This window comes from Desulfovectis peckii (assembly GCF_055391705.1).
This window is the reverse complement of the sequence record NZ_AP042409.1, coordinates 1,040,814-1,065,185: the sequence shown is the minus strand read 5'-3', so window position 1 is coordinate 1,065,185 and position 24,372 is coordinate 1,040,814. Positions and strand designations below refer to the sequence as shown.

The 24,372-nt window shown below is 40.6% G+C and carries 24 protein-coding genes and 2 tRNA genes; 9 read left to right on the top strand and 17 right to left on the bottom strand.

Annotation, left to right across the window (positions count from 1 at the left end):
* Nucleotides 1-51: 51 nt before the first annotated feature.
* Both ACZ5NG_RS05365 and ACZ5NG_RS05360 read left to right on the top strand, forming a co-directional pair.
* Nucleotides 52-267, top strand: a complete 216-nt coding sequence (locus ACZ5NG_RS05365; RefSeq protein WP_464252959.1) for a hypothetical protein — start codon at nucleotides 52-54, stop codon at nucleotides 265-267.
* 28 nt (nucleotides 268-295) lie between these two features.
* Nucleotides 296-547 (top strand): hypothetical protein, encoded by a 252-nt coding sequence (locus tag ACZ5NG_RS05360; protein ID WP_464252958.1) that lies wholly within the window; start codon nucleotides 296-298, stop codon nucleotides 545-547.
* 91 nt (nucleotides 548-638) lie between these two features.
* On the opposite strand, the gene ACZ5NG_RS05355 is transcribed toward ACZ5NG_RS05360, so the two are convergent.
* The 10 genes from ACZ5NG_RS05355 to ACZ5NG_RS05310 form a co-directional block, all read right to left on the bottom strand.
* Nucleotides 639-917, bottom strand: coding sequence for a Sec-independent protein translocase subunit TatA/TatB (locus ACZ5NG_RS05355; protein ID WP_464252957.1), 279 nt, complete (start codon nucleotides 915-917; stop codon nucleotides 639-641).
* Nucleotides 918-994: 77 nt separating this feature from the next.
* The gene (locus ACZ5NG_RS05350) at nucleotides 995-1,216 is read right to left on the bottom strand and encodes a hypothetical protein (RefSeq protein ID WP_464252956.1); all 222 of its coding nucleotides are present in this window, start codon (nucleotides 1,214-1,216) and stop codon (nucleotides 995-997) included.
* A gap of 106 nt (nucleotides 1,217-1,322) precedes the next feature.
* Nucleotides 1,323-3,065, bottom strand: a complete 1,743-nt coding sequence (locus ACZ5NG_RS05345) for a Na/Pi cotransporter family protein (protein WP_464252955.1) — start codon at nucleotides 3,063-3,065, stop codon at nucleotides 1,323-1,325.
* A gap of 255 nt (nucleotides 3,066-3,320) precedes the next feature.
* On the bottom strand, nucleotides 3,321-3,620 hold the full coding sequence (locus ACZ5NG_RS05340) for a DVU0772 family protein (RefSeq protein WP_464252954.1): 300 nt from the start codon (nucleotides 3,618-3,620) through the stop codon (nucleotides 3,321-3,323).
* Nucleotides 3,621-3,734: 114 nt separating this feature from the next.
* Nucleotides 3,735-4,901 (bottom strand): glycosyltransferase family 4 protein, encoded by a 1,167-nt coding sequence (locus ACZ5NG_RS05335; protein WP_464252953.1) that lies wholly within the window; start codon nucleotides 4,899-4,901, stop codon nucleotides 3,735-3,737.
* An 84-nt stretch (nucleotides 4,902-4,985) separates the two neighbouring features.
* Nucleotides 4,986-5,435: a hypothetical protein gene (locus ACZ5NG_RS05330; RefSeq protein WP_464252952.1), complete on the bottom strand. Its 450-nt coding sequence runs from the start codon at nucleotides 5,433-5,435 to the stop codon at nucleotides 4,986-4,988.
* A 124-nt stretch (nucleotides 5,436-5,559) separates the two neighbouring features.
* Nucleotides 5,560-5,847: a late competence development ComFB family protein gene (locus tag ACZ5NG_RS05325; protein ID WP_464252951.1), complete on the bottom strand. Its 288-nt coding sequence runs from the start codon at nucleotides 5,845-5,847 to the stop codon at nucleotides 5,560-5,562.
* A 192-nt stretch (nucleotides 5,848-6,039) separates the two neighbouring features.
* Nucleotides 6,040-8,820, bottom strand: a complete 2,781-nt coding sequence (locus ACZ5NG_RS05320) for a UPF0182 family membrane protein (RefSeq protein WP_464252950.1) — start codon at nucleotides 8,818-8,820, stop codon at nucleotides 6,040-6,042.
* Nucleotides 8,821-8,926: 106 nt separating this feature from the next.
* Nucleotides 8,927-9,121 carry a hypothetical protein gene (locus ACZ5NG_RS05315; protein WP_464252949.1) on the bottom strand — a complete coding sequence of 65 codons (195 nt, stop codon included), beginning with the start codon at nucleotides 9,119-9,121 and terminating at the stop codon, nucleotides 8,927-8,929.
* A 164-nt stretch (nucleotides 9,122-9,285) separates the two neighbouring features.
* The gene (locus tag ACZ5NG_RS05310) at nucleotides 9,286-10,224 is read right to left on the bottom strand and encodes a D-alanine--D-alanine ligase (protein WP_464252948.1); all 939 of its coding nucleotides are present in this window, start codon (nucleotides 10,222-10,224) and stop codon (nucleotides 9,286-9,288) included.
* A gap of 155 nt (nucleotides 10,225-10,379) precedes the next feature.
* On the opposite strand from ACZ5NG_RS05310, the gene ACZ5NG_RS05305 reads away from it, so the two are divergent.
* Nucleotides 10,380-10,455 (top strand) — tRNA-Trp (locus tag ACZ5NG_RS05305).
* A gap of 47 nt (nucleotides 10,456-10,502) precedes the next feature.
* Here ACZ5NG_RS05305 and ACZ5NG_RS05300 read toward each other — a convergent pair.
* A complete protein-coding gene (locus tag ACZ5NG_RS05300; protein ID WP_464252947.1) occupies nucleotides 10,503-10,634 on the bottom strand; it encodes a hypothetical protein in 132 nt (43 codons plus the stop codon).
* A gap of 157 nt (nucleotides 10,635-10,791) precedes the next feature.
* On the opposite strand from ACZ5NG_RS05300, the gene ACZ5NG_RS05295 reads away from it, so the two are divergent.
* From ACZ5NG_RS05295 to ACZ5NG_RS05285, 3 genes are all read left to right on the top strand, one after another.
* Nucleotides 10,792-10,867: transfer RNA gene (locus ACZ5NG_RS05295), tRNA-Trp, on the top strand.
* A gap of 189 nt (nucleotides 10,868-11,056) precedes the next feature.
* Nucleotides 11,057-11,227, top strand: a complete 171-nt coding sequence (locus tag ACZ5NG_RS05290) for a hypothetical protein (protein ID WP_464252946.1) — start codon at nucleotides 11,057-11,059, stop codon at nucleotides 11,225-11,227.
* 15 nt (nucleotides 11,228-11,242) lie between these two features.
* Nucleotides 11,243-11,407: a hypothetical protein gene (locus ACZ5NG_RS05285; protein WP_464252945.1), complete on the top strand. Its 165-nt coding sequence runs from the start codon at nucleotides 11,243-11,245 to the stop codon at nucleotides 11,405-11,407.
* A gap of 50 nt (nucleotides 11,408-11,457) precedes the next feature.
* Here the strand turns inward: ACZ5NG_RS05285 and fusA are convergent, their stop codons facing one another.
* Nucleotides 11,458-13,476 (bottom strand): elongation factor G, encoded by a 2,019-nt coding sequence (gene fusA / locus ACZ5NG_RS05280; protein ID WP_464252944.1) that lies wholly within the window; start codon nucleotides 13,474-13,476, stop codon nucleotides 11,458-11,460.
* Nucleotides 13,477-13,804: 328 nt separating this feature from the next.
* Between fusA and spoVB the strand changes: the two genes are divergently transcribed.
* A complete protein-coding gene (gene spoVB, locus ACZ5NG_RS05275; protein WP_464252943.1) occupies nucleotides 13,805-15,364 on the top strand; it encodes a stage V sporulation protein B in 1,560 nt (519 codons plus the stop codon).
* 73 nt (nucleotides 15,365-15,437) lie between these two features.
* A complete protein-coding gene (locus tag ACZ5NG_RS05270; RefSeq protein ID WP_464252942.1) occupies nucleotides 15,438-15,659 on the top strand; it encodes a small, acid-soluble spore protein, alpha/beta type in 222 nt (73 codons plus the stop codon).
* 89 nt (nucleotides 15,660-15,748) lie between these two features.
* On the opposite strand, the gene hpsH is transcribed toward ACZ5NG_RS05270, so the two are convergent.
* The 4 genes from hpsH to ACZ5NG_RS05250 all read right to left on the bottom strand — a co-directional run bounded on the left by hpsH (nucleotide 15,749) and on the right by ACZ5NG_RS05250 (nucleotide 22,456).
* Nucleotides 15,749-16,663, bottom strand: coding sequence for a (2S)-3-sulfopropanediol dehydratase activating enzyme (hpsH, locus tag ACZ5NG_RS05265; protein WP_464252941.1), 915 nt, complete (start codon nucleotides 16,661-16,663; stop codon nucleotides 15,749-15,751).
* Nucleotides 16,664-16,771: 108 nt separating this feature from the next.
* Complete coding sequence (hpsG, locus tag ACZ5NG_RS05260; protein WP_464252940.1) at nucleotides 16,772-19,252, bottom strand: (2S)-3-sulfopropanediol dehydratase; 2,481 nt, start codon at nucleotides 19,250-19,252, stop codon at nucleotides 16,772-16,774.
* A gap of 72 nt (nucleotides 19,253-19,324) precedes the next feature.
* Nucleotides 19,325-20,635 (bottom strand): MFS transporter, encoded by a 1,311-nt coding sequence (locus ACZ5NG_RS05255; protein WP_464252939.1) that lies wholly within the window; start codon nucleotides 20,633-20,635, stop codon nucleotides 19,325-19,327.
* A 432-nt stretch (nucleotides 20,636-21,067) separates the two neighbouring features.
* On the bottom strand, nucleotides 21,068-22,456 hold the full coding sequence (locus tag ACZ5NG_RS05250; protein WP_464252938.1) for a sigma-54 interaction domain-containing protein: 1,389 nt from the start codon (nucleotides 22,454-22,456) through the stop codon (nucleotides 21,068-21,070).
* A gap of 256 nt (nucleotides 22,457-22,712) precedes the next feature.
* Here ACZ5NG_RS05250 and ACZ5NG_RS05245 point away from each other — a divergent pair, with 256 nt between their 5' ends.
* On the top strand, nucleotides 22,713-23,558 hold the full coding sequence (locus ACZ5NG_RS05245; protein ID WP_464252937.1) for an amidohydrolase family protein: 846 nt from the start codon (nucleotides 22,713-22,715) through the stop codon (nucleotides 23,556-23,558).
* A 52-nt stretch (nucleotides 23,559-23,610) separates the two neighbouring features.
* On the opposite strand, the gene surE is transcribed toward ACZ5NG_RS05245, so the two are convergent.
* Nucleotides 23,611-24,369 carry a 5'/3'-nucleotidase SurE gene (surE, locus tag ACZ5NG_RS05240; protein WP_464252936.1) on the bottom strand — a complete coding sequence of 253 codons (759 nt, stop codon included), beginning with the start codon at nucleotides 24,367-24,369 and terminating at the stop codon, nucleotides 23,611-23,613.
* Between the last annotated feature and the right edge of the window lie 3 nt (nucleotides 24,370-24,372).

The window sequence follows — 24,372 nt, the reverse complement described above, 5'->3', positions numbered from 1 at the left end:
TGGGCACTTATTGCCTCGTTTTTTCGTCAATATATTAAAGGAGGGGTCGCCATGTCAGTAAAAAACTCTGCTAAAATTTCTTTCCGGAGAAAAACTCATGATTGTCAGTACTGTCAGTTTCAAACCGCTAAACGCATCCCCAATACTGATATTTTTATTAATTTTTGTTTAATAGACATGCCGAAAAAAGTCTATCAACTTAGAGGGCTTTCGACAGTTAACTGCAAAGAGTTTAAGCCCCTGCATCTATATAAAAAAATAAAATAAATAAAAGATAATAAAGGGAGGCACTTAATTGTCGAGTTTACTTCATAAGCTTTTTATCCTCATTGCCGCTGCCGGCGGAGCTTTATTTACCTTTGAATACGCCAGTGCGTCATCTGCCCCGCTGTACCACTATGTCCTGCTGTTTTTTGCATCCTGGTTTTTATTTTATGCACTGTTCATTGTCACCATCGATACTCCACAGGAAGCAGTTGACAAGCCAACAAAAAAAATTCGCCGCAAAAATAAGGCTGCCGGTCAGGCTGCGGCAGAGGAATTATAATGGTATGATGCAGCCAGGGCATTTGACCTTTACAAACTATGGAGCAAGGGAATGTAAGGGTCAGCAAGCAAGCTGACCCGTTAATACGTTGTTACAGGTTAATTTTGTTATCTTCATTTGTTTTTTTAGCTGTATCTTTATTCTTTTCCTCATCGGTTAGCAATTCATTCAGACCCATATTCTCTTGAATATCCTTTTTAAAATCTTCCGTTTCCGCCCTAAAGGTTTGCGATACTTTATTAGTCATATTTCTAAACTCCGCCAAACCTTTACCCATTGATCTGGCTATTCCGGGCATTTTTTCCGGACCGAAAAGAATTAAACATAAAATTAAAATCAAAAATATATCCCAAAAGCTAAAGTTTAACAAATTCATCTCCCCTTTGTAAACGGCTGTTACAGATTATTTCTTTATAAGTTAGCTTAAACCTTCAAATGTTTTGCATTTTATATAAATGCTTTTATTATCGTGGCAGCTGTACACAACAGCAAAAAATAGGCTGTATATCTGATTACTTTCTTTCTGACAGCAGCTTTTTTTCTTTGCTCTTCCCGCATTCTTCTAAGCTCTCTTTGCTCAGGGTCAACATAATCTAAGGTCTTTAATTTTTTATGTTTTCTGGGTTTAAATTCATATACCTTACCTTTTTCTGTGTTGCTTTTTGCCATACAAACCCAACACCTTTACCGTGCCTATGTACACATATTATACCAATTATAAAAGAATTATTAAAGTAAATAACCACCCACCGGGTGGTTACTCATTTTTTGTCGGTCAGCTATCTTGGGATGAATAGGCAATGTCTTGACTGCTATATCTAACTTGTCGTCTGGCAATTGCCCCCATATCACCTAACACATATTCTGCAATGTTTACGGCATGGTCGCCAACTCGCTCCATGTTTGATAACATTTCTAAAAATACCGCACCGCAAACTCCGGTACATTCTCCTTCATTTAACCGATCAATATGCCCCTGCCTAAACTCCCGTTCTAAGTTGTCAATCACTACCTCATCTCTAATCACTTTTGCCGCTTTCTCATGGTCATTTTCCTTCATCGCTTCCAAACTTAAATGCAGTGTTTCTGATGTTAAATCTGCCATCGAAGCAATGCTGTCTAAAGCTTCCTTAGAAAACTGTACTTTGTTTTCCACTGCATAAATTGCCAGTTCCACAATATTATCTGCGTGGTCTCCAATCCGTTCCAAATCTGATACGGAATGCAGCAGCGTAGTGGCATAATTTGATTGTTCTTCCGTTATCTTTTTATTAGCTGTTATTTTTACAATGTAATTAGTAATATCCTCTTCAAGCCGATTAATCATTTGCTCCCGTTGCTCTAAATACATGGGATTTAAGTCTTTATCTTTAGTATTAAAGAAAAACTTTATAGCTTCATCATAGAAAGAGTTGACATGCCTACCCATGCGTAGAACTTCCATATGGGCCTGTTTTAAAGCTACTTCCGGCTGAGATAACAACCGTGGTTCCAAATACTTCGGTTCCATATCCAGCTGAGCTAACTTACCGGGAACCAATTTAGTAACAGCTGCAGCTAAAAACGATACAAAGGGAAGATGAATCAGTGTATTTGTTATATTAAAAACGCCGTGTGTTTGGGCAATCTGCATTTTAATATTTAAAGTTTCAAAAGTTCCTTCAAATCCGGGAATTAACACAAAAAAGTAATTTGTCACCAGTCTTACTATCTCAGGAAACACGCCGATAATTGTCAGCGGCAAAAAAATAGCAGTACCAGCTATGTTGAATAACATGTGTGTCAAAGCCGCCCGGCGGGCAGCTACCGATGTCCCTATAGCGGCTAATAAAGCAGTAATCGTGGTACCGATATTATCGCCAAACAATATTGGTATTGCCTGTAAGTAGGTTACTGAGCCCTCATAAGCCAACTGTTGCAATACACCGATAGTGGCACTGCTGCTTTGCACAAGGACCGTAAAAACTGTGCCAATGGCCACACCTAGCAAGGGATTATCTTCCACGCTAACCATTAAGTCCAAAAATATCGGTAAATCCTTTAACGGGCTTAAACCGGTGCCCATAATATCCAAACCAAAAAACAGCATGCCAAAACCAAGCAACACTTGACCGATACTGTTTAATCTTTTGTTTTTAAAGAAAAACATTAAAATAGAGCCTACGGCAATAATCGGTAAGGCATATTCCTCCAGCTTAAAGCCAATTAAATAAGCTGTCAACGTTGTACCAATATTGGCGCCCATAATAATACCAATTGCCTGTTTGAGGTTTAACAACCCGGCGTTAACTAAACCTACCGTCAACACAGTAGTTCCGCTACTGCTTTGGATTAAAGCTGTTACCAGCGTACCGGTAATTACACCTCTTACCGGTGTTTTCGTTCCCTTTTCTAAAAAACTCTTTAAACGCTGTCCGGCAACGTTTTGTAATCCTTCGGACATAAACTTGATGCCAAATAAAAAGATACCTAAACCGCCGAGAGCCAAAAATAAAATTTCTTTTATAGAATATTCCATGCAGTATACCCCCAAAAGTCAAGATAGAATTCAGGCGCCGTTTGTTTCAACCGCTAAAAATTCTTTCCCAATTGGGACACCTCATTAGCTTAAATGTAAGCACTGACAGAACTGCATGCCCGACCCAAAGGAATATTCTTTATGATTGATATAATTCCTCTTTTAATATGGTACTTTTAACTTAGTTTTAACGATAAATTAATAAACCCTCGATTTTATTTTCGAGGGCGTTTCAAGAGAGTTTTATCTTGTTGTTTAAGATGCCTGGAGGATATTTTCTTCAATCCAACTGCGGATTTTTTCGTTTATATAAAACACTCCGTCTTTAAGTGCTTCGTTTCCCTGATCAGCCAAAGCTTCATTGAGCATATCCAACGGCGGCTGCTGTTCTAATGGTTCACTTTTAGTTATGTAGGGAGAAAAACGATATAATGACACCATCGGCTGCCGGTTAATAACATCGATCACAAAAGTGTATCCGGATTCACGGGTTTTAAATTCAGAATCAAACTTATGTTCCCAATCCAATCTTTTTTTGACTTTTTCCAGATCCATTTAATGCTCGCCCCCTCTACTATTAGCTATCTTATAAATGTCTTCTACAATATTAATCAAAAATCCTGCATAATTGTTATTGCTTGTTCCGGTTTTACACAAAGTCTTTTTAATTTAGCCATGTGATTGCATGTTTTGCCGGTAATGAATACTGATTAAGTTTTTATATACCTTTAACAGCTTCAAGGTACAATTGCGTGCAGATAACTTTTCCGCATTTTGCAAGGCGTTTTGCCTCATTTGTCGGTATAGCCGCTCATCTGTCAATAGCTTGATCACGGAGTTAACAAATATGTTTTTGTCCAGCGGACAAAGGTAACCGTCTTCGCCGTTTATTACCATTTCTTTAGGCCCGTAAGCATCTACCGCCACTACAGGCAAGCCGGCGGTCTTGGCTTCGGCAATTACTAATCCTTGGGTTTCGGTAACCGATGCAAATACAAATATATCCGCGCCACAATAGGCTTTAATTGTATCGACTTTAGGCAGTGTGCCGGTAAATATAACATGGTCTTGTAAGCTTTCTTCAATCACCTTTTCTTTTAAATTATTTTCTTCCGGACCGCTTCCTACCAGCACCATTACTACATCAGGATACCTTCGCAGAATTTCCTGATAACAGGACAGTAAAAATTCTACATTTTTTTCTTTCCCCAGTCTGCCGACAAAAAGCAGTACCTTTTTATCAGCCGGAATATTGTAGCGATTTCTTAACCACTGCCGATCAACATTCTCATACTCTTCAGTATTAATGCCGGTTGGTACGGCAGTTATCGGTACTTTAACTTTGTTTTTAACCAGGTGGTTCGCAATGACGTTTGTCGGTGTTATTACATGATCACAGCGATTACAAAAGTCTACCGTGTATTTAACGGTTACTTCTTTAGCAATCCGCTGATTAATCGGCACATAATGCACATATTGTTCATATAAAGTATGGTAAGTAAAAACTAACGGTATATTTAAACGGCGTGCCCATTTAGCGCCCAATCGCCCCAATAAAAAGGGTGAATGAACGTGAATAATGTCCGGGTCAATCTCTTTTAATTTCGGCCACAAACTTATAGAAAAGGGTAATGCTAAAGTAAAATCTTTATTAGTGGGTGAAGGTATCGAAAAAAATCGATACACATTAGGCTCGTGCTTACAATTACGATAATTAGGAGCAAATATAAAAACTTCGTGTCCTAATTTGCTTAATTCATTCGTAAAGGTTTCCACAGAGCGTACCACACCACTTGTATAAGGACGATAACTGTCCGAAAACATGGCTATTTTCATGCTTATCATCCTCCTTTACTCTGTTAACCACCTTTAACCGTTACTTTACATAACATTTCCATATCTATATAGTATTATACTAAATTACCATTGGTATTCCGCCTCTGCTATTCGCCAGCCTTGTTCGGTATATACTAATAAATATTTTCCCCTGCCTTTATACAGCTCATTATTAATAATATCATATTCCAATATTTCTGCAGTTACAACAGCTTCGGTAGCACTGCGTAGATGAACCTGTATCTGATTTACGGTGGCAATATAGTGCCAATCAGTTGGTCGTTGGACAAATTCCCAAACATTATTTGCGTTATCCTCTAAAAGCTGTCCGGTATAATATTTACTTAAATGCTCTTTGGCTTCTTGGCGAGATTTAACGGTTAACCAACGGTTATCTTCAACCGCTTCGGTAACAAGTCCTGCCAATTCCTGATACAATTCTCCGCCTGCTAACGATGGAGGATGAAACAGTAACAAGCCATTCAGCAATATGCCGATGAGTAAAATAATTAAAGAAAAGCGTAAGTATTTCAAAGCGCCCACCTCTGGAATTATTTTCCAATAGTATTCGTGGGCGGTAAAATTAACTCCTGCTGATATTGGCAGCTATTTCTTCCCTGCGTTAAAAAAATTGCTTATTACAAAGAATAAAGCCAGCCTAGAGCTGGCAGCACCCGCATCTCGGGTTGCTATGTACAATTTCAATGGCCTTTAATATTTGGGCGGCAACTTGCGCTTTACCACCTATTTGTTCAAAGGATACCTGGGTAATTATTTTGCCGGTTTCGGTGACAATATAGCGGGCAGGCAGGTTGTTTAATGCAATAGCCATGATATCCTCCCGGCATCGCTCACAGGTACAAATAGGCCCGTTTTTTTTCTGATAGTTATCTAAGATGGAATCTAACAATTGCAGGACCGCCGTCTCAGTGTAATTATGCAGCATATTTAATACCTCTTTTTCTTAACAATTTTTTCTTAATTATATCAAATATGCCAGCGGTAATTTAAGTATTATCTATAGAAAATTTTTAAACTTACTTACGCAAATTATAAACTAAAATCCTGATGAAATTTCAACTGCCAAAAAGGCTGAAGCACAACGAAACTTTTGTTCGTTGTGCTCCACTCTTTTTATTTAAGTAGTCTCTGCTGCTTGGCGTGCCAATTGTTCTAAAATTTCCTGCAGTTGCTTTTGGGCTTCTCCATAGCCGGCCCAATCGCCGCTTTTAAGTTTGTCTTGAGCCTGATTATATAGCTGTTGGGCCTCTTTGGCTAAGTCGGCAACGGTACGTTCCGGGGCAGCTCCGTCAGGTTGCTCTTCCTGAGTACCGGCTGCATCATCCGGCTCTTGACGGGCACCCGTATCCTTGCCAAAGATTCTTTGCAGCGCTTGTTCCAGCGTTTGTTCCATGACAACATTCTCACCATGGGCAACAATTACCCGCCTTAACTCAGGCATGCTGCTTTGTTCAGATTTTAAGTACAGCGGCTCTACGTACAATAAAGAATCTTCAATGGGAATGACTAATAAATTTCCTCTGATCACCGATGTGCCGCGAGAACTCCACAGGGTAAGTTGTTGCGAGATTGCAGCATCTTGATCAATTCTGGCTTCAATCTGCATTGGGCCGTAAACCAGTTCCTGTTTCGGAAACTCATATACAAGCAGTTTGCCGTAATTTTCGCCGTCTGACCGGCCGGCCATCCAAGCGATCATGTTTTGTTTATTGGTTGGTTTAAAGGGTAGAATTTGCACAAACTCTGCCTTATCGTTGCCGGGTAGTTTAATGATCGTATAATAGGCTTGCATATCAACTTCTTCATTGCCAAATACCTCTGTAGGCAATTCCCACCGGTCTTCCTTGTTATAAAACACCTGTGTGTTGGTCATGTGGTAATCTGTGTACATTTGCGCTTGAATATTGAACAAATCGATGGGATAGCGGATATGTTTTTGCAATTCTTCCGGCATCTGTTCTAATGGCTTAAACATACCGGGGAAGATTTTTTGGTATGCCTTGATTAATGGATCCTCCGGGTCGGCAACATAAAAATCTACCATGCCGGTATAAGCATCTATTACTACCTTAACGGAATTGCGAATATAGTTTAAATCTCCCCGAAACGGTTCAGAGTACGGATACATGTTTGTTGTGGTATAAGCATCCCACATCCACTTTAACTTTCCGTCGGCGATAACGATGTAAGGATCGTCGTCATAGTTTAAAAAGGGAGCAATTTTAGGTACCCGCTGTCTAATGTTGCGGTACATCAGCACTTCACTTTCATTGGTAATATCTCCGGTAAACAGCAATCTGTAATCAGAAAGCGCAAAGGCAAAAAACAACCGATGGGCAAAAGTTTTTAACCTGATCCCGCTATCGGCTTCATAAGTGGTGTACACGTTTTTTGAGCCGGAAGGATAGTCAAATTCCTTTGTTTTTGTGTTAACTATAACATAGTTGTCGGTTTTTTCCCCAAAATATATTTCCGGTCTGTCAATGGGAATATCATCAACAGTCTTAGGCGGAATATCTTTAATAAAGAATTTAGGCAGCCCCTCGCTGGTTACCTCGTTTACCGGGCTCATAGCGACACCATAGCCATGGGTGTATACCAACCGCTGGTTTACCCAGGTTTGGGCCTGAGCGGACAGTTGACTTTGATTCAGCTCCCGCGGCGCTAACATTACTTGGCGATATTCTCCGTCAATGACATAGCGATCAATGTCTATGTCCGAAAACTCATAGTAGGTACGCATTTCTTGGAGCTGTGAGTATGTCTGCTCAAAGGGTTGCCAATCCCACAGGCGAATATTGTCAACGGTTTCCCTGTTTTGTTTAATGTCTTCATTACTTAACACTGTACCTGATGGAAAGGTTTTGACTTCTATTTTATCTAAATTGTAAGCTTGTCTGGTGTATTTGATATTGTGAGCAATGTAAGGCTCTTCACGATTAAACTGGTTTGGTTGCACAACGAAGCGCTCAATGACATAGGGATAAGCTCCGTTTAATAATATTGCTGCGGCAATTAGTCCCACAACACTGTAAAACACAATATTAAAGCGGCGCATAAAAACATTAACCAATATAATAAGTGCTGTGACCAGTGAAAGTACTGCTAAAACTAAAAGGGCAATCATTGTTGCATGTACTTCCGTATATCCCGGACCATATACTACACCGTTGCTGGAAAACAGCAGCATATACCGGTCAAAATAAAAATCTATTCCCTTTAGTATAAAGAAAAAGGCAGCCAGTGCAGAAATGTGAATACGGGACTGGGCAGATTTTAACAACTCAATTTTGCCAAGGTTTGGAAGTGTTTCAGCAACAAAATAAAGGAACAGCACTATAACCGCGGTGACTACCGTTGTCCACATAAAAAATGATAAAATAAACTGATAAAACGGCAGTTTAAAAACATAAAAGCCAATATCCTTATTAAATATCGGGTCAACTTCACCAAAAGATACGCCGTTTAAAAACTTTTGCAAAGTTACCCAGTCACCGCTGAACATGTTGCTGGTTAAAAGGGCCAGAATTACGCTGGCAATAAAAAATAATATGCCAAGAAAGCGCTTGTTAATAAACTCTAACCATTGCAGGCCCTGCATCTGCGGGTGAATATCGATCACATTTTCATTAAATGTTCGCCTGTGCCTTTGAAAACTGTCTATACCTTCTAATAACGGACGTCTGGTAAATATTAAGTTTAAGTATATAAAGACAAAAAATATCAGACCTATAGCTGCGCTGAGCCCTACCTCACTGAACAAGATAGTGAGAAAAACAGATTGGTAATTAATTGAACTAAACCACAGCCAATCTGTGAATATGCCGGCTACCCAATATAGTGCGGCAGCTAACAGCACAACTATGCCTAAAATTACCCAACGGGCATTTTGTCGCAAAAATATCTACCTCCTAGTGCCTTATTATTAAATTTTTCCCATTTTTATCATTTTTTAGCACATTGCAGCAGGACTTTAAGGCAGATATTTTATATAAAAGGTTAAATTACATATTCTTTTTAGGTCCTTTAAGTGCATCGTCAGATTCCTTTCTTAGTTTTGCTTCACACAACTGGCAAATACTGCTTGACTTTTTTTTCGGCTTAGGAATGAAATCCTCTTCATCATCCCATAAGTTATCCTCTTGTGTATCTGTCTCCTCTTCAATTATCCGAGCACAAATAATGCACCGTTCCGGCATAATTTTACCTCCGTTTCTGTTTTTACTTAATCTTTCCTTCTTGTTTACTTTTCTTTATTAAGTAAATGATTCCTTCTAAGTTATTAAAATAAAAAAATTTTATTTTTTTAAAAAACATAGAGGTGTAACAACACCTCTATGCTGCAAATCCATTTTGCTTAATTTTATTCCAATGCTAAGTTTACCAGTTTTTCTACCAATGCCGGAAATTCAATGCCGGCAGCTTTAGCGGAGTCGGGCACTAAACTCACTTCCGTCATTCCCGGCAGAGTATTAACTTCCAATACATAGGCTTTACCGCTTTCTGTGACGATAAAGTCAACTCTTCCCAAACCGCGGCAGCCAATTAAACGATAAGTTTTTAAGGCCAGATCGGCAATTAAATCTTGTTGTGGCTGGGGTATTCTAGGCGGAATGATATGCTCGCTCATGCCGGCAGTGTATTTAGCATGATAATCATAAAAGCCGGTTGCGGAAACAATTTCTATTTGCGGCAGTACTTCTAATTGATTGTTTCCGAGCACCGTTACCGTTATTTCTTTACCGGCAATAAACTTTTCCACCAAAACTATAGGATCATACTTAAAGGATTCCTCCATTGCTTTGGGCAGCTGATCATGATTTTTGGCAAAGGAAACACCGATTGTCGAGCCTTGTGTGGGTGCCTTAACCACAACAGGAAGAGATAAGCGGCCGACTATTTCATGACAAATGTAATCCCACCCTTTATCTTCAATATCCTGCCTAGTATAAGTGCAAAAATCCGGAGTGGGTATAGAATCTGCCCGCAATAACTTTTTAGTGGTAATTTTATTCATTGCCACCGAACTGGCCAGTACTCCCGAACCGGTATAGGGAATCCCCAGAATTTCCAGCAGACCCTGAATTGTTCCATCCTCGCCATACTTGCCGTGTAAGGCCAAAAAAGCTACATCCGGCTTATATTTTTTCAGTTGTTCGATAAAATCAGTATTGGCAGTGTCTACCTTTATTGCTTGGTACCCTTTAGCCATCAGTGCTTTGTATACTGCTTCGCCGCTTTTTAAAGACACTTCCCTTTCAGTTGATACTCCCCCGTATAATACAGCAACTTTCAGGGTCATTAATCCACCTCCGAAAAATTATATCTTTATTATATTCGAGTGATAAAAGTAAATTCCTGTCTTTTGATACATTTTTAGAGCAGGAGCAAGATTAGCCCAATTATCCCTTGACTAACTAATCCAATTGTCTTATAATAACATTTGCCTGAAATTTTAGGGGAGTAGCTCAATTGGTAGAGCTCCGGTCTCCAAAACCGGGTGTTGCGGGTTCGAGTCCTGTCTCCCCTGCCAGATGCATGCGCTGTTGCAGTTTGCAACAGCGTTTTTTATTTTATCTTTTAAGAAAGCCTTACTTTTTTGCGATAATGACTCTGGGGCTGAAGTAATTTCGAACGCAGTTGAGTCGGTTTTTCGTCAAAATTAATCATGATCACGCGACAGCGCAATAACCGTTTAAGCAGCTTTAACATAACGGATCAGCTCCTTATTTTAGTTTTATGCTATGTGTATTCATTAACAACCGTTGATAGAACCAAATAATGGCTAATAATTTATATTATCTGTTAAATATTATCTGTTTACTAACGATAACTTTTGTTATATAATAACCTAAGCTGACAAACTCTTAGGGGAGTAGCTCAATTGGTAGAGCACCGGTCTCCAAAACCGGGTGTTGCGGGTTCAAGTCCTGTCTCCCCTGCCAAATTTGTGCCGTTGCATAAATTTATGCAACGGTTTTTTTGTTTTAATTGTTTAACCGGTCAAGCAACTAACGGCAAATTAACCCCCTTGATTTGCCAAAACATCCTTTTTTGTAATGAATTTGTCTTAAGATTATCGGGAAAAGATATAGATGGATTCACCAATAAAAATATTTAAGGGGGTAATTGGTGTGGCCAAGAAAAACAAAAAGCAAAATAAAAACAATAAAGAGCAAATGCAGCGTCAATTCGGTCAATTTGAATTCGGCACGGACTTAACCCCGGAAGCTAAAAAAGAAAAGCAACTACAGAAGAATAAAAAAGAAAAGCAAGGGTCTTTTTCCGAGCCAATCCAGTATTAGAAGGGTTTATGTGGCATGAAAAAAAACAACCTCTTAAAAGAAAAGTACCGGTATAATGCGTCAGGTGAATTAGGAAATGCACCGATTCACACCGCTGAAAACTGCCGTTACTGTGATTGCGGAGAAATTACTCGAGACTTGGCAGAGTTTGCTGAGGAACAAAAAAGCCCTGATAAATAAAAATAAACGGCGTGTGGCTAATTTAAGCGACACGCCGCTTTTCTATGCCTTTATTGTGCCTCTCTCTCTTCCTTAGCTTTGGCAATGATTTTCTCTGCCAAGTTTTGCGGCACTTCTTCATAGTCATAAAACTCCATGGTAAATTGTCCGCGACCTTGCGTCATGGATTTTAGATCGTTGGCGTATTTGAACATTTCAGCCATCGGCACATGAGCTTTAATCAATGTACCGTCTTCTGTTTGATCGGTACCTAACACCCGACCGCGCTTGGTGTTAAAGTCACCGATAATGTCACCCATATACTCGTCAGGTACCGTCACTTCAACATACATGATTGGCTCCAGCAGTACCGGGTTGGCATTGGGGATACCTTTTTTGAATGCCAAGGAGGCGGCAATTTTAAAGGCCATTTCAGATGAGTCTACACTGTGGTACGAACCGTCAAACAGTGTAGCTTTAATACCGGTTGTCGGATAACCGGCCAGTACCCCTTCCAACATCGCTTCACGCAAACCCTTTTCTACAGCCGGGAAGTAGTTTTTCGGTACCGCACCGCCAAATATCTTTTCATGAAATTCAAATTCACCGTCAGGCAGCGGTTCAAAAGTAATCCATACGTGTCCGTATTGACCGCGTCCACCGGACTGTTTCTTGTGCTTCCCTTCCGCATCGACTTTAGAGCGGATAGTTTCACGATAAGGTACTTTGGGCTCTTCGGTAATCACTTCTACCCCAAAACGACGCTTGAGGGCATTAATTGTAATATTTACGTGGGCTTCACCCATACCGGTTAGCAAGGTTTGTTTGGTAGCGGTATTCTTTTCCACTTTTAATGACAAATCTTCTTCTAAAAGCTTTTGTACGGCATCGCCTAGTTTGTCTTCGTCGTTCTTACTCTTAGGTGCAATTGCAATCGTATAGTTAGGTGTCGGGAAATCAATACCTTCCAATATTTCTACTTTTTCCTTGTCGCACAGTGTCTCACCGGAAGCCGTATCTGCCAGTTTAACCACAACGGCTAAATCTCCGCAAGCCACTTCATCGGTTTGTTCTGACTGCTTCCCGCGGACAAATAAAACCTGACCGACTTTTTCGTTCTTTTCTTTGTTGGCGTTATAAACTTGTGTATCGGCCTTAAATGTGCCACGATAAACCCGGATAAAATTCATCCGTCCTACATAAGGGTCGGCTAAAGTTTTAAATACCAGTGCCGCCATCGGGCCTTCTTCAACTTTCGGTGCCGGTAAGTATTCCGCGGCAAAGTCAGCCAAGTTTGCGATACCCATATTTTTGGTAGCGGAACCACACAGCACCGGAATTATTTTACCGTCGGCAACAGATTTTCTTAAACCCTCTTTTATTTCATCTACGGTTAACTCTTCCCCTTCAAGGTACTTCAATGTGAGTTCGTCATCACTCTCAGCCGCAGCCTCAACTATCATTTCACGATATTCTTCTAACTGAGCTTTAAGATCGTCTGTAAGAGAAACTTCCTGCGGCTTGCCCTCTTTAGAAAACTCAAATGCCTTTTGCTCGATAACGTCTACAATGCCTTTGAAGTCCAGTGCTTCGCCAATCGGGAAGTTAACGGGTACAAAGTTTCCTTTCAGTACACTTTTCATCTCATCTAACAATTTACTAAAGCTTGCATTCTCACGATCCATTTTATTTACAAAGGCAACTTTGGGCAGCTCCGCCTTTTTCACGGTTTTCCAAATAATTTCATGCTGCACCTGCACACCGTCAACAGCGGAGAAGACAAACATTGCCGTATCGGCTACACGTAAAGCTCCTCTGACTTCCCCTATAAAGTCAGAAAAACCCGGTGTATCCAGCACATTTAATTTTACCCCTTGCCATTCGATCGGAACCAAACTGGTATGCACGCTGGACTGACGTTGAATTTCCTCGGGGTGATAGTCAGATACTGTATTGCCGTCTTCAACACGTCCCATACGTGAAAGCGATCCGGTATTATAAAGCAAGGCTTCTACCAAGGAAGTTTTGCCGGTACCGCCGTGTCCTACTAAAGCAATGTTACGGATCTTTTCCGAAGAGTATTTTTTCATAAAAAACTGCCTCCTTTGCATCACTTTATTATGAATGTTTTCTTGTATTCTATTTGTATTATGTCCAAAAAAAGGTAATTTGGCACATAAATTTCCATAATAGTAATACAAGTATAAAGATTTGCGTTAATTATTTTTATATTAAATTCTTTTTAACCAAAATTTAATGTCTATGTGATTCATTCTACAAACATGATTAAATATCCTTTTATATACAAAGAATTATGTTATTTTTTTTAGTCAGTTCGCTCACATAGCAAATGAAACAACAGCATAGACATGTTTTATACAACGGTTTACAAAGACGGGTTTAAGGTAAGGGAAGGCAATGAAAAAACACTCATTTGTCTATGGAGCGTTAATACTGTTTTTAGCCAGCTTTATCAATCGCATAGTGGGCTTTGCTTATCAAATTGTCGTTATCCGATTAGTTAAACCGGAAGGCGTTGGTTTGTTTAACATGGTTTATCCGGTGTACGTGCTGGTTTTGGTGATCTCCAGCATGGGTATACCGGTGGCAATATCTAAACTGGTGGCCGAAGAAGTTGCCCGCAACAACATCCGCAATGCCTATCGCATTTTTTATACTTGCCTGGCCTTCCTCGTTATTTCGGGAGCAACCTTTACCGCTTTACTGATCATAAGTGCGCCGCTGTTAACCGAATACTATTTTCCTAATCCTAAAGTTTATTACAGTTTTATAGCCTTAGCACCCGGTATATTCATCTGTACCGTTTGTTCAGCTTTCAGAGGCTTTTTTCAAGGTTTACAGCAAATGACGCCTACTGCCCTGACCCAAACATTAGAACAATTAATTAGGGTGGCTGCCGGGTTGTTAATTGCCTATTTACTTTTACCCCGCGGCGTGGAATATGCCGCCATCGGAATATCTTTAGGAGTAATCTGTGGGGAATTAACGGGACTTGTTTCCATATTGTTTATTTATTTGCGCTCTAAACCGCTGCCCCCTCCGAAAGGTGCCGGTTTAGAAGCAAAACGAAGCATTTTTAAACGAACTTTCAGTCTCAGCATACCGGTGACCTTAACCAGGTTTGTATCCAGTGCCTTAATGACCGTTGATGCCACACTTATTCCCCACCGTCTGCAGGCCGGTGGGATGACCTTGCAAGAAGCCACTGCCGCCTATGGCAAGTTAGTGGGAATTTCTCAAACTCTTTTAGGCACGCCGAGCATCATCACCATAGCACTGTGTACGGCGTTAATTCCTGCCGTATCCGAAGCAATGGCACAAAACAACATCAAACTGGTACAATCTCGCACGTCAGAAGCAATCCGCCTAACCGGCATGGCCGGCATACCGTGCATCATATTATTTTTATTTATGCCCGGCGAACTGTGCGGCATGTTGTTTGGCTATCCGGAAGCCGGACAAAGTTTGGCCATTATGGCTTTGGGAGGTCTGTTTTTGTACTACTATCAAACTACTAACGGCATTTTACAGGGCATGGGTGAAGCAATGAAACCTTTTAAAAATCTAATTATTGCCTCTGCTTTTAAGATAATTGGCATTTACTATTTAACTGCAGTGCCAAAGCTTAATCTTAACGGTACCGCTGCCGCTTTTGCCGTATTCTATATTATTATGGCTTGTTTAAATTTAGCCGACTTAAAAAGGTTAATCGGTTTCAGAATATATTTTGTCAGAAACGTTTTTAAACCTGTTTTTGCCGGGTTAATAATGGGATTGTCAATCCGGTTTGCAAAAACAAATTTATTTAACAATATAGAATCTTTGGCGCTGTCAACATTGTTGATCATTGTTTTTAGTTTTTCCGTTTATTTTTTAGCCTTGCTTGTTACCGGTGCCTTTACCGCTCAAGATAAAGCGCGCTTGATTAAATTTTTGCAAAAAATACTGCCCAAATAAGTAAAATTTTTATTAAAATAACGGGCTTTTATTTGTTCATACTAATTTTAAAATGGCTTAAGGAGGCTAAAAAATGGCTCAATTTACTAATACGGATAAATTACTGCCGGAATCTGTTTTAAATAATTTTAAATATGAAGTCGCCCAGGAAATCGGCATTGCCGATGACATTCAAAAGGGCGGATGGGGCAGTATTTCTTCCCGTGATTGCGGACGGGTTGGCGGAAAAATAGGAGGTAACATGGTTAAAGTACTGGTTAGACAGGCGATCCAGTCTTTAGACAGCAGGGCTTAATATAAAGCAAATTAAAAATGAGTTACAAGTATACACCTCGCAACTCATTTTTTGGAAGAATTCTTATTTTATTTAGTAGTATAGGCTTGTTATTTATAAAGCGGTTTGGCAATTTCTTTAAGACGATTGAATTTTTCATCGTCTAATTGGGCCCCTTTATAAGGGTATGTTTTCCCAATATAAGTATATTTTTGTTCCCCTAAACGGTGATACTTTAATAATTCATATTGAACGTTAGGCTGATCTTTAATGAAATCAACTATTGCTTGGATATCTTCTTCTGTATCGTTAAATCCGGGAATTACGGGAGTGCGGATAAGCTTCGGCAAGTTAGGAAATTCCTGACACAGTTTTTTAAAGTTATTTAAAATAATTTCATTGGAAACGCCTGTAAACTCCTTATGTTTTTCTGAATCCATACACTTAATATCCATAATCAGTGTATTAAGGTGTTCACAAACCTGAGCAAGCTTGCTCCAATCACCGTAGCCACATGTTTCTATTGCCGTATTAATCCTATGTCTTCTCGCTTTTTTAAGAATTTCAATAGTATAATCTGCTTGCACTAAAGGCTCCCCGCCGCTGATAGTTAAACCACCGCCGGAACGGCCATAAAACAAGCTATCCTTTTCCACTGTTTTGATAATTTCATCCACGCTGTATTTTTTGCCAAAAACTTGTAGCGCTTTGGCAGGGCAGGCATCTGCACAGGCCATGCATTTTGTACAAGTGTCACGATCTATCAAAATTTTTTTATCTTTATCATTCCCTTGTCTGATTGCCCCAACCGCACAAACTTCGGCACAGCGTAAACAATTATCGCTGCCGATGCATTTATTTGCATTGTAACCTAATTCCGGTTCCAGTTTTTGAGATTCCGGGTTGCAGCACCACTTACATTTTAACGGACAGCCCTTTAAGAATACAATTGTTCGAATCCCTGGGCCATCATGTACCGAATAGTGTTGAATGTTAAATACGTAACCGAACTGTGATTCGCCCATAACCTTCCCTCACTTAAAATATACTTTTTTAAACTTCTTACTAGCTGTAAGTCCTGCTTTTAAAAGCAGGACTTACAAAGCTAGATTGTACTTTAATTAGTTAGATAATTAGATTGTACTGTGTTCTGTTCTGGCAATAATATCGTCTTGCAAATCGGGTGACAGATCTACAAAGTAAGCACTGTAACCGGCAACGCGAACAATCAAGCCGCGATACTTATCCGGATCTTTCTTGGCAGCTAACAAGGTTTCCTTATTAATTACGTTAAACTGCAGATGCCACAATTTCAAATCGCACCATGTGCGGATAAAGGATACTAGTTTTTGAGTACCTTCTTCACCGGCAACACATGACGGACTTAATTTAATGTTTAGCAGACGGGCTGCACGGTTACGGAAATCATAGTTCTTCGAGTAATAGTTAGATAAAAGAACGGCAGTCGGTCCATTCACATCAGCGCCATGGGAAGCGGAAGAACCGTCTGAAAGCGGTGTCCACGCTTTGCGGCCGTTAGGTGTGGCACTGATAACCTTACCAAAGGGAACGTGCGAAGTGAACGGAACCAGTCTCAAGTCAAGATGAACGCCCAGTTCTTTAGAGTATTTCTTGGTGTACTCTTGTGCCGATCTATCTATAGCTCTGGCAATTGAATCTGCATAAGGATCATTGTTGCCGTACTTCGGTGCGTTAATAAGCATCTGACGAATAGCTTCATAACCTTCAAAGTTATTCTTCAGAGCTTCAATAAGTTCGGCCATGGTTAGTCTTTTCTCTTCAAATACCAGTTTCTTAATTGCTGCCAGTGAGTCAACTAATGTACCATAACCAATTAACTCAAAGTAACCCAGATCTATGCCGCCTTCAATTACCGGTGTATGCAGGTCCTTGCAATTTTCCATGCAGAGGTCATGCAGCATGGAGCCCAGCGGTGTGGCAAAGTGTTTCGGACGCGTATTGATAATAATATGCTGCTGAATAAAAGCATGTTTTAAGAAGTTGGTTTGTTGAGCTAAATATGCATTCCAAAACTCTTCCCAAGTTTTGAATTGAGTGGGATCGCCGGTTTGCAAGCCAAGTTGCTCATCGCCGTATTTAAGCATTTTGCCGTTGTAAAGTACCATTTCCAGTGCAGCAACAAAGTTGATGTAAGCGCAGCCGCTAGTATAGGTGTCTCGGTTCGGCATTCTGCATTCTGCGCAACCGGATACGGCATAGTCAAAGGCTTCCTCAAAGGTAGCACCCTTGGACAAAAGCAGCGGAATAACTTCTTCGTCATTAATCAGTTTCGGGAAACCGGTTCCTTCTTTAATCGTTTCCGCAACCTCATACAAATATCTTTCCGGAGCACGTGCATGTATCCGTGCTGCCAAGTCAGGATAATTCAACGGGAATTCCTGCTTGGATTTCAAGAAAAGATAGGTCAGCTCATTGGTTGCATCTAAACCGTCACGAGTTTGTCCGCCAATGGTTACAGCTTCCCAGTGTGCATACCCTTCATTGAAGGCCCCGCCGGTTGGCGATAAATACAGGTCGATAAACTGGGCCATAGCAACCCACATGCACTCAAGCAATTCAATAGCTTCTTCCGGGGTAATCCGGCCTTCTTCTAAATCCTTCTTATAGTATGGATACAGGTATTGGTCCATCCGACCGTTAGAGATAATGGTACCGGTCTTTTGCTCAATTCTGGAGAACATTTGCGTAAACCACTGAGCCTGCATAGCTTCTCGAAAGTTCCGAGCCGGATTTTCCGGAACCCATTCACAACGTTCGGCTATCTCCAGCAGTTCTTGTTTCCGTTTTGGATCGGTTTCTTTTTGCGCCATTTCATAAGCTAACTTAGCATGTCTTTTCGCCCAGTGAACAATGGCATCACAGGTAATGATAACAGCTTCCAGGAAAGGTTTTTTCTCCATGTTATCTACCGGGCTTAGTGGATCAAGTGCTGCCAGTTTTCGTTGTGCCTCTTCTTTAATTCCTTTAAAACCTTTTTTAAGTACTTTTTCATAATCATGCACCCATTGGATGGAAGAACGGAAAGATGCAGTTTCATTTACAATATATCTGGAATTCAATACATTTTCCGGATCATAGGTTAATTTTAAGGTATCTTCAGGAAGTTGCTTCGCTAAACTTTCATGGAAGGTTTTCCCTTTCCAGTAGGGTGCAATTTCATTAATAATAATGTCCGCATCTTCTTGGGTGATGTCAAAAGGAGACTCCACCCGGTTGGGAAGTTGTTTTACAGCAACATCTAAGAAATCGCCGTCTAATTCCGGATAAAGAATTCCATAACGGCCTTGACGTCCTGCTCTTCCCACCAGCAGCTGATTATCGTCAATGTAGACAGTAATGTTTTCGGCAATATGTTTTAAAGCTTTTGCCCATCTTAAGATGAGCGGTTGTCCTTCTGTTTGCTTGAAGGATTGAGTAAAATATAATGCTCTTTCTACATCAACTTTCGGACGTTGCCCCTGAAAACCTTCCAGAATTTTAAAGACTCTTTCACGACCCTTTTTAAAGTCTTCTTTGCCTAACTGTTCCTCTTTAATTCTTTGTTCGTGCGGTGATAAACAGCATTGACTCATTACTACTTCCCCCTTCTATGTTAAAAATTTTTATTTAGACAACTCATGAAAGTGATTGCTTAGGAAGTAATTTTAATTAACTTCCGCAGCAACACTTGAACTTGCTAATTTTTTCTTTTGCTTACCAATCCACCATGCCGAAATTGCACTGATCACTGCGGTAAACAACACATATGAGCAAAGGTAAATCGGTTTGCCGCCGGCAAGTTGTAAAAACGTGGTGGCCAAAATCGGCGTAATTCCGCTGGCAAAGATTCCTGAAAATTGGTAAACGAATGAAACACCGGTGTAGCGGACTTCTGGGTCAAACAATTCCGCAAACAGCGCTGCTTCCGGTCCATAAATTGAAGCGTAGAAAATCCCAAAGGGAATAATAATGGACAGCCAAATCACTAAAGTGCTTCCGCCGCTTTGACCCATCAGATAAAACGCCGGGAAGGCTGAAAGGCCGCAAATCATGGCACCGATGCCGTATACTTTGGTTCTGCCCAGTTTATCAGAAAGGTGGCCGAAGAGCGGAATAAAGAAGCACATCACAATTGCCGCCACTGAAACACCAATCAAGGCAGTGGTACGGTCAATAGAGAGAGATTGAGTTAAATAAGTGATAGAGAAAACGCCGAAGACGTTAAAGAATACACCCTCAACATATCTGGCACCCATGCCCGCAATAACGTTACCGGTATGTTCCTTCCACATCGCCAAAAACGGTATTTTAGCGACACCGTCTTGCTTTTTAACTTCTGCAAATTCAGGTGTATCATCAATATGTGCACGAATGTAAGTACCTACAACTACCAAGACAATACTCAAAGCGAAAGCAACGCGCCAACCCCAGGCCATAAATTGTGCGTCTGTCAGTGTGAAGGACAGTAATCCGACAACGCCGGAGGATAGACACAATCCGAGTGCCAACCCCATTTGCGGTAAACTTGCATAAAGTCCCCTTTCTTTTTCGTCAGCATATTCAAAAACCATTAACACTGCTCCGCCCCATTCTCCGCCTAAGCCAATTCCTTGAATCAATCTGAGAAGCAGCAGAAGGATGGGAGCCCAAATACCAATCTGCTCATAAGTGGGAAGCAAGGCAATTAAGAAAGTGGAAATACCCATAATCATAATTGTCAAAACCAACATTGCCTTACGACCAATCTTGTCTCCAAAGTGCCCGAAGACAATCCCACCTAAAGGACGGGCCAAGAAACCGACAGCAAAGGTTACGTAAGCCAGCAATGTGTTAACAAAAAGGTTGTCTCCCGGAAAATACAAATGGTTAAACACGATCCCGGCAACCACACCGTACAGGAAGAAGTCGTACCATTCAACGGTGGCACCGATAACACTTGAGAGGCTAACCTGTCTAATTTTCTTTTTGTTGTCCATTTTTTACCCTCCATCCGTAAGAGCATATCAAAAAACTTGTTTTAATAACCGAACCGTTAATAGGCGATTGTAACAACTAGTGCGTATACTGTTAAAAAAATATTTATTACTATTGCAATTTTATTTGTTTAAGCATCTGCCGTTATCAGCGCACTGCCCCAAGTCTTCAATATCAACCCCCTTACCTTATTTTTAACTCTACCGCCTATTAACTTTTGCCTATATACTGTAGCAAATGCCGTGCCAACGTTTTTGGGAATCAACAAAAACAGCTAAGATTTGTGCTTTTCTCCCATAAATATAAAGTTTTATATTTCACAACCCTTGTGCAACTCTGCAACATTGTTATTAATGGTACTTGGTTTATCTTGTACCTTTACGCACTTTTAAAAGGTTGCAATTCTGCAACACTTGTTGCATAATCGCAACCTCTTATTCAATCAGGGAATATTTTTTGGCTTTTCGATAGACTGTTGACCGATCGACTTTTAAAAGTTTTGCCGCTTTCGCTATGGAACCATGAACTTCCAGGGCGTCTTTAATAATTTTTTTCTCAAAATTAGCTACCAAATCATTTAATGATTGATTTTTTTCACTGCCCGATTGTTCTAAATCGATCCTGTCATAGATTACATAATGGGGTAAATCTGAAACTTCGAGCACTTCTTTGTCTTGCGTAACAACCAGGCTTTGAATTAAGTTGTCCAGTTCCCTTACGTTGCCGGGCCACTTATAATTTTCAAAAACTTTCTCTACTTCTTTGGTAAAGGCGATATTTTTTCTGTATTTATTGTTATATTTTTTTGTAAAAGTGCGCACCAAGGGCAGAATATCCTTTCGCCGCTCTCTTAACGGGGGAATTTTAAAACAGGCGACTCGTAACCGATAGTATAAATCACTGCGAAAATTACCTTTTTCCACCTCTTCCCTTAAATCTCTGTTTGTCGCTGCGATAAAGCGCACGTCAATTTTTCGCACCTGTGTTGAGCCGACGCGAATTAGTTCCTGGTCCTGAATTGCCCGCAATAACTTAGCCTGCAAATGAAGAGGAAGCTCACCAATTTCATCTAAAAACAAAGTTCCTTTATCAGCCATTTCAAAAAGCCCCGGTTTACCTTTCTTGCCTGCACCGGAAAAGGCCCCGGCTTCATAACCGAAAAGCTCGGACTCAATGAGATTTTCCGGTATCGTTGAACAATCCACCTTAAAAAAGGGTTCATTATATCTTAAGCTTCGTCGGTGAATGAATTGGGCAAGCACCCCTTTGCCGACGCCTGTTTCACCAAGCAGTAATACTGTGGCATCGGTTTTAGCGACATTTTCCAACAAATTAATTAACTTAGACATTTCCGGGCTTTCAAAAACGTAAACATCACTATTTTCGTTTCTTATTTGTACTTCACGATATTTGTCTATTACTTCTTGCTGCTCTTTTAGTTGGTCTTGAAGTTGGGAAAGCAATGTAATATCTCTGACAAAGGTAATCACTAAAACCACATTGCCCGATTCGTCAATAATCGGATAGCCGTTTAATAAAACTCTTCTTCCGGTTTTAGTCACCTGAACGGAAGTTTTTTCTTTACCTGTTTTGACAATCTCCGGGTTTAAAGCTATATCAAATACGCCTTTGTTTATCAATTCATGTACCGTCTTTCCGATAAGTTCTTCTTTTTGTAACCCGGTAATTTTTTCATACATCCGGTTTACCGCCAATGTTTTACCCTCAGAGTTTGTCACATAGATACCGTCAGTAAATACATCCAGTATTCTTTCATGAAGTGTCTCTACATCAAATGTTTTTAATAGTTTAGATTTAAACACAACCGTTCTCCCTCCACTGTTGATGATGCGCTTTTGCAACAGGTTGCAAAAGTGCAACAATAATCCGAATGTGATAGTTATTTCTATATTTTTACCCTTATCTTAACATGGCTCGTTGCAGTTCTACAACAAATGACATGTTTGTATAAAATGACAATTGCAAAAAACATTGCTTATCCGGTTAACAGGCGGTTGGTATAAATCTTGCGATGTAAATTAATTAACAAGCTAAATTCATGGTTGAAGGAGGATACGCATGAACATTATTGATTTTCGCTTCCGGCCGAATACTGAGGAAATCCTGGCAGGAATTGCCAACAACCCGTCATTTAAAGAACTGTGTTCTTCTATTGCTTTTTCCAAAATGTTGCCTCAGACCCTTGAAGAAGTAGTGCAAGAACTTGATCGGCACAAGGTAGTGAAGGCGGTAATCACAGGCAGAGACAGTGAAACAACTAATGGCGCTCCCTCAAATAATGCCAGCGTCATTGAATTTGTCAGTAAATTTCCGGACAAATTTATCGGTTTTGTCGGTCTGGATCCCCACAAAAAAATGCAGGCAATCAATGAGCTTAAAACCGCTGTTGCCGAGTACGGTATCCAAGGGGCGGCAATTGATCCCTACCTGGCTCAAATTTATGTGAACGACGCCAGATACTACCCCATTTACTTTAAATGTTGTGAATTAGACATTCCGGTGATTATTACTACCGGCCCGGCATCCTTTGTCCCCAATGCCGTCATTGATCATGTTGCCCCGCGGTATATCGACTTTGTGGCTCGCGACTTTCCGGAATTGAAAATCATTGTCAGCCACGGCGGATATCCTTGGGTGAATGAAATGATTATCGTTGCCCAGCGGAATCCAAATGTTTATGTTGAGCTGTCGGAATATGAGTTCTTCCCTCAATCTGAAGCTTATATTCAAGCAGCTAATACCATTATCAGTGATAAACTGTTGTTTGCCAGCGCCCATCCCTTTGTTGACTTTAAAAAGGCGATTAAAAACTACCAAACACTTCCCTTCAAGCCGGAAGTGCGGGAAAAAGTAATGTACCAAAACGCCGCGAAATTGCTAAACCTATCTGAACAGCCTAAGTAACAATAAAAGGATATAAAAAAACGATGAGGCTGCATGCAGCCCCATCGTTTTTTTATTTATTTACCGGCCACTTTTTTAGTTCCTGCATAAAGCCATAATGGGTAACATCTATTTGAATTGGGGTTACGGTGATATATCCTTGGTTAATAGCGTTGACATCGGTATCCGGATCATCTGCATCCACATCCTCCGGTTCGCCGGCCATCCAAAAATATATTTTCCCCCTGGGATCCTTACGCTGTTCAAAAACGTTTATGTAGCGCCGGTAACCCAGCTTGGTTACCCGCACCCCTTTGGGTTCAACACCGTGAGGTATATTAATATTTAACAGCACACCGGGAGGGAATTGCTGTTTTAGCACATGAGGAATGTAGTCCTTTATAAAATTAGCTGCAAAGGTAAAATCCGGGTCCTCCCAGGTATTTAACGAAACTGCCAGGGCAGGAATACCGTTTATTACACCCTCATAGGCAGCGGAAACCGTGCCGGAATAAAGCACATCTGTGCCCAGGTTCGGTCCTAGGTTAATCCCCGCGATCACCAAATCCGGCGGTTCTTTCATTAAAGCTTCCAGCCCCAGCTTTACGCAGTCCGCCGGCGTTCCGTCTACCGCATAACCGATAGAACCGCTGTTTTTATATTTAATCGTTTTCACCCGCAGGGGACGGTAAACGGTTATGCCATGTCCGGTGGCACTGCGCTCCCTGTCCGGAGCGACAACCGTAACTTCTCCGATTTCCTCCAGTGCCTTTCTCAAAGCGTTAATCCCTTCGGCATAAATACCATCATCATTAGACAGCAAGAATCGCATATT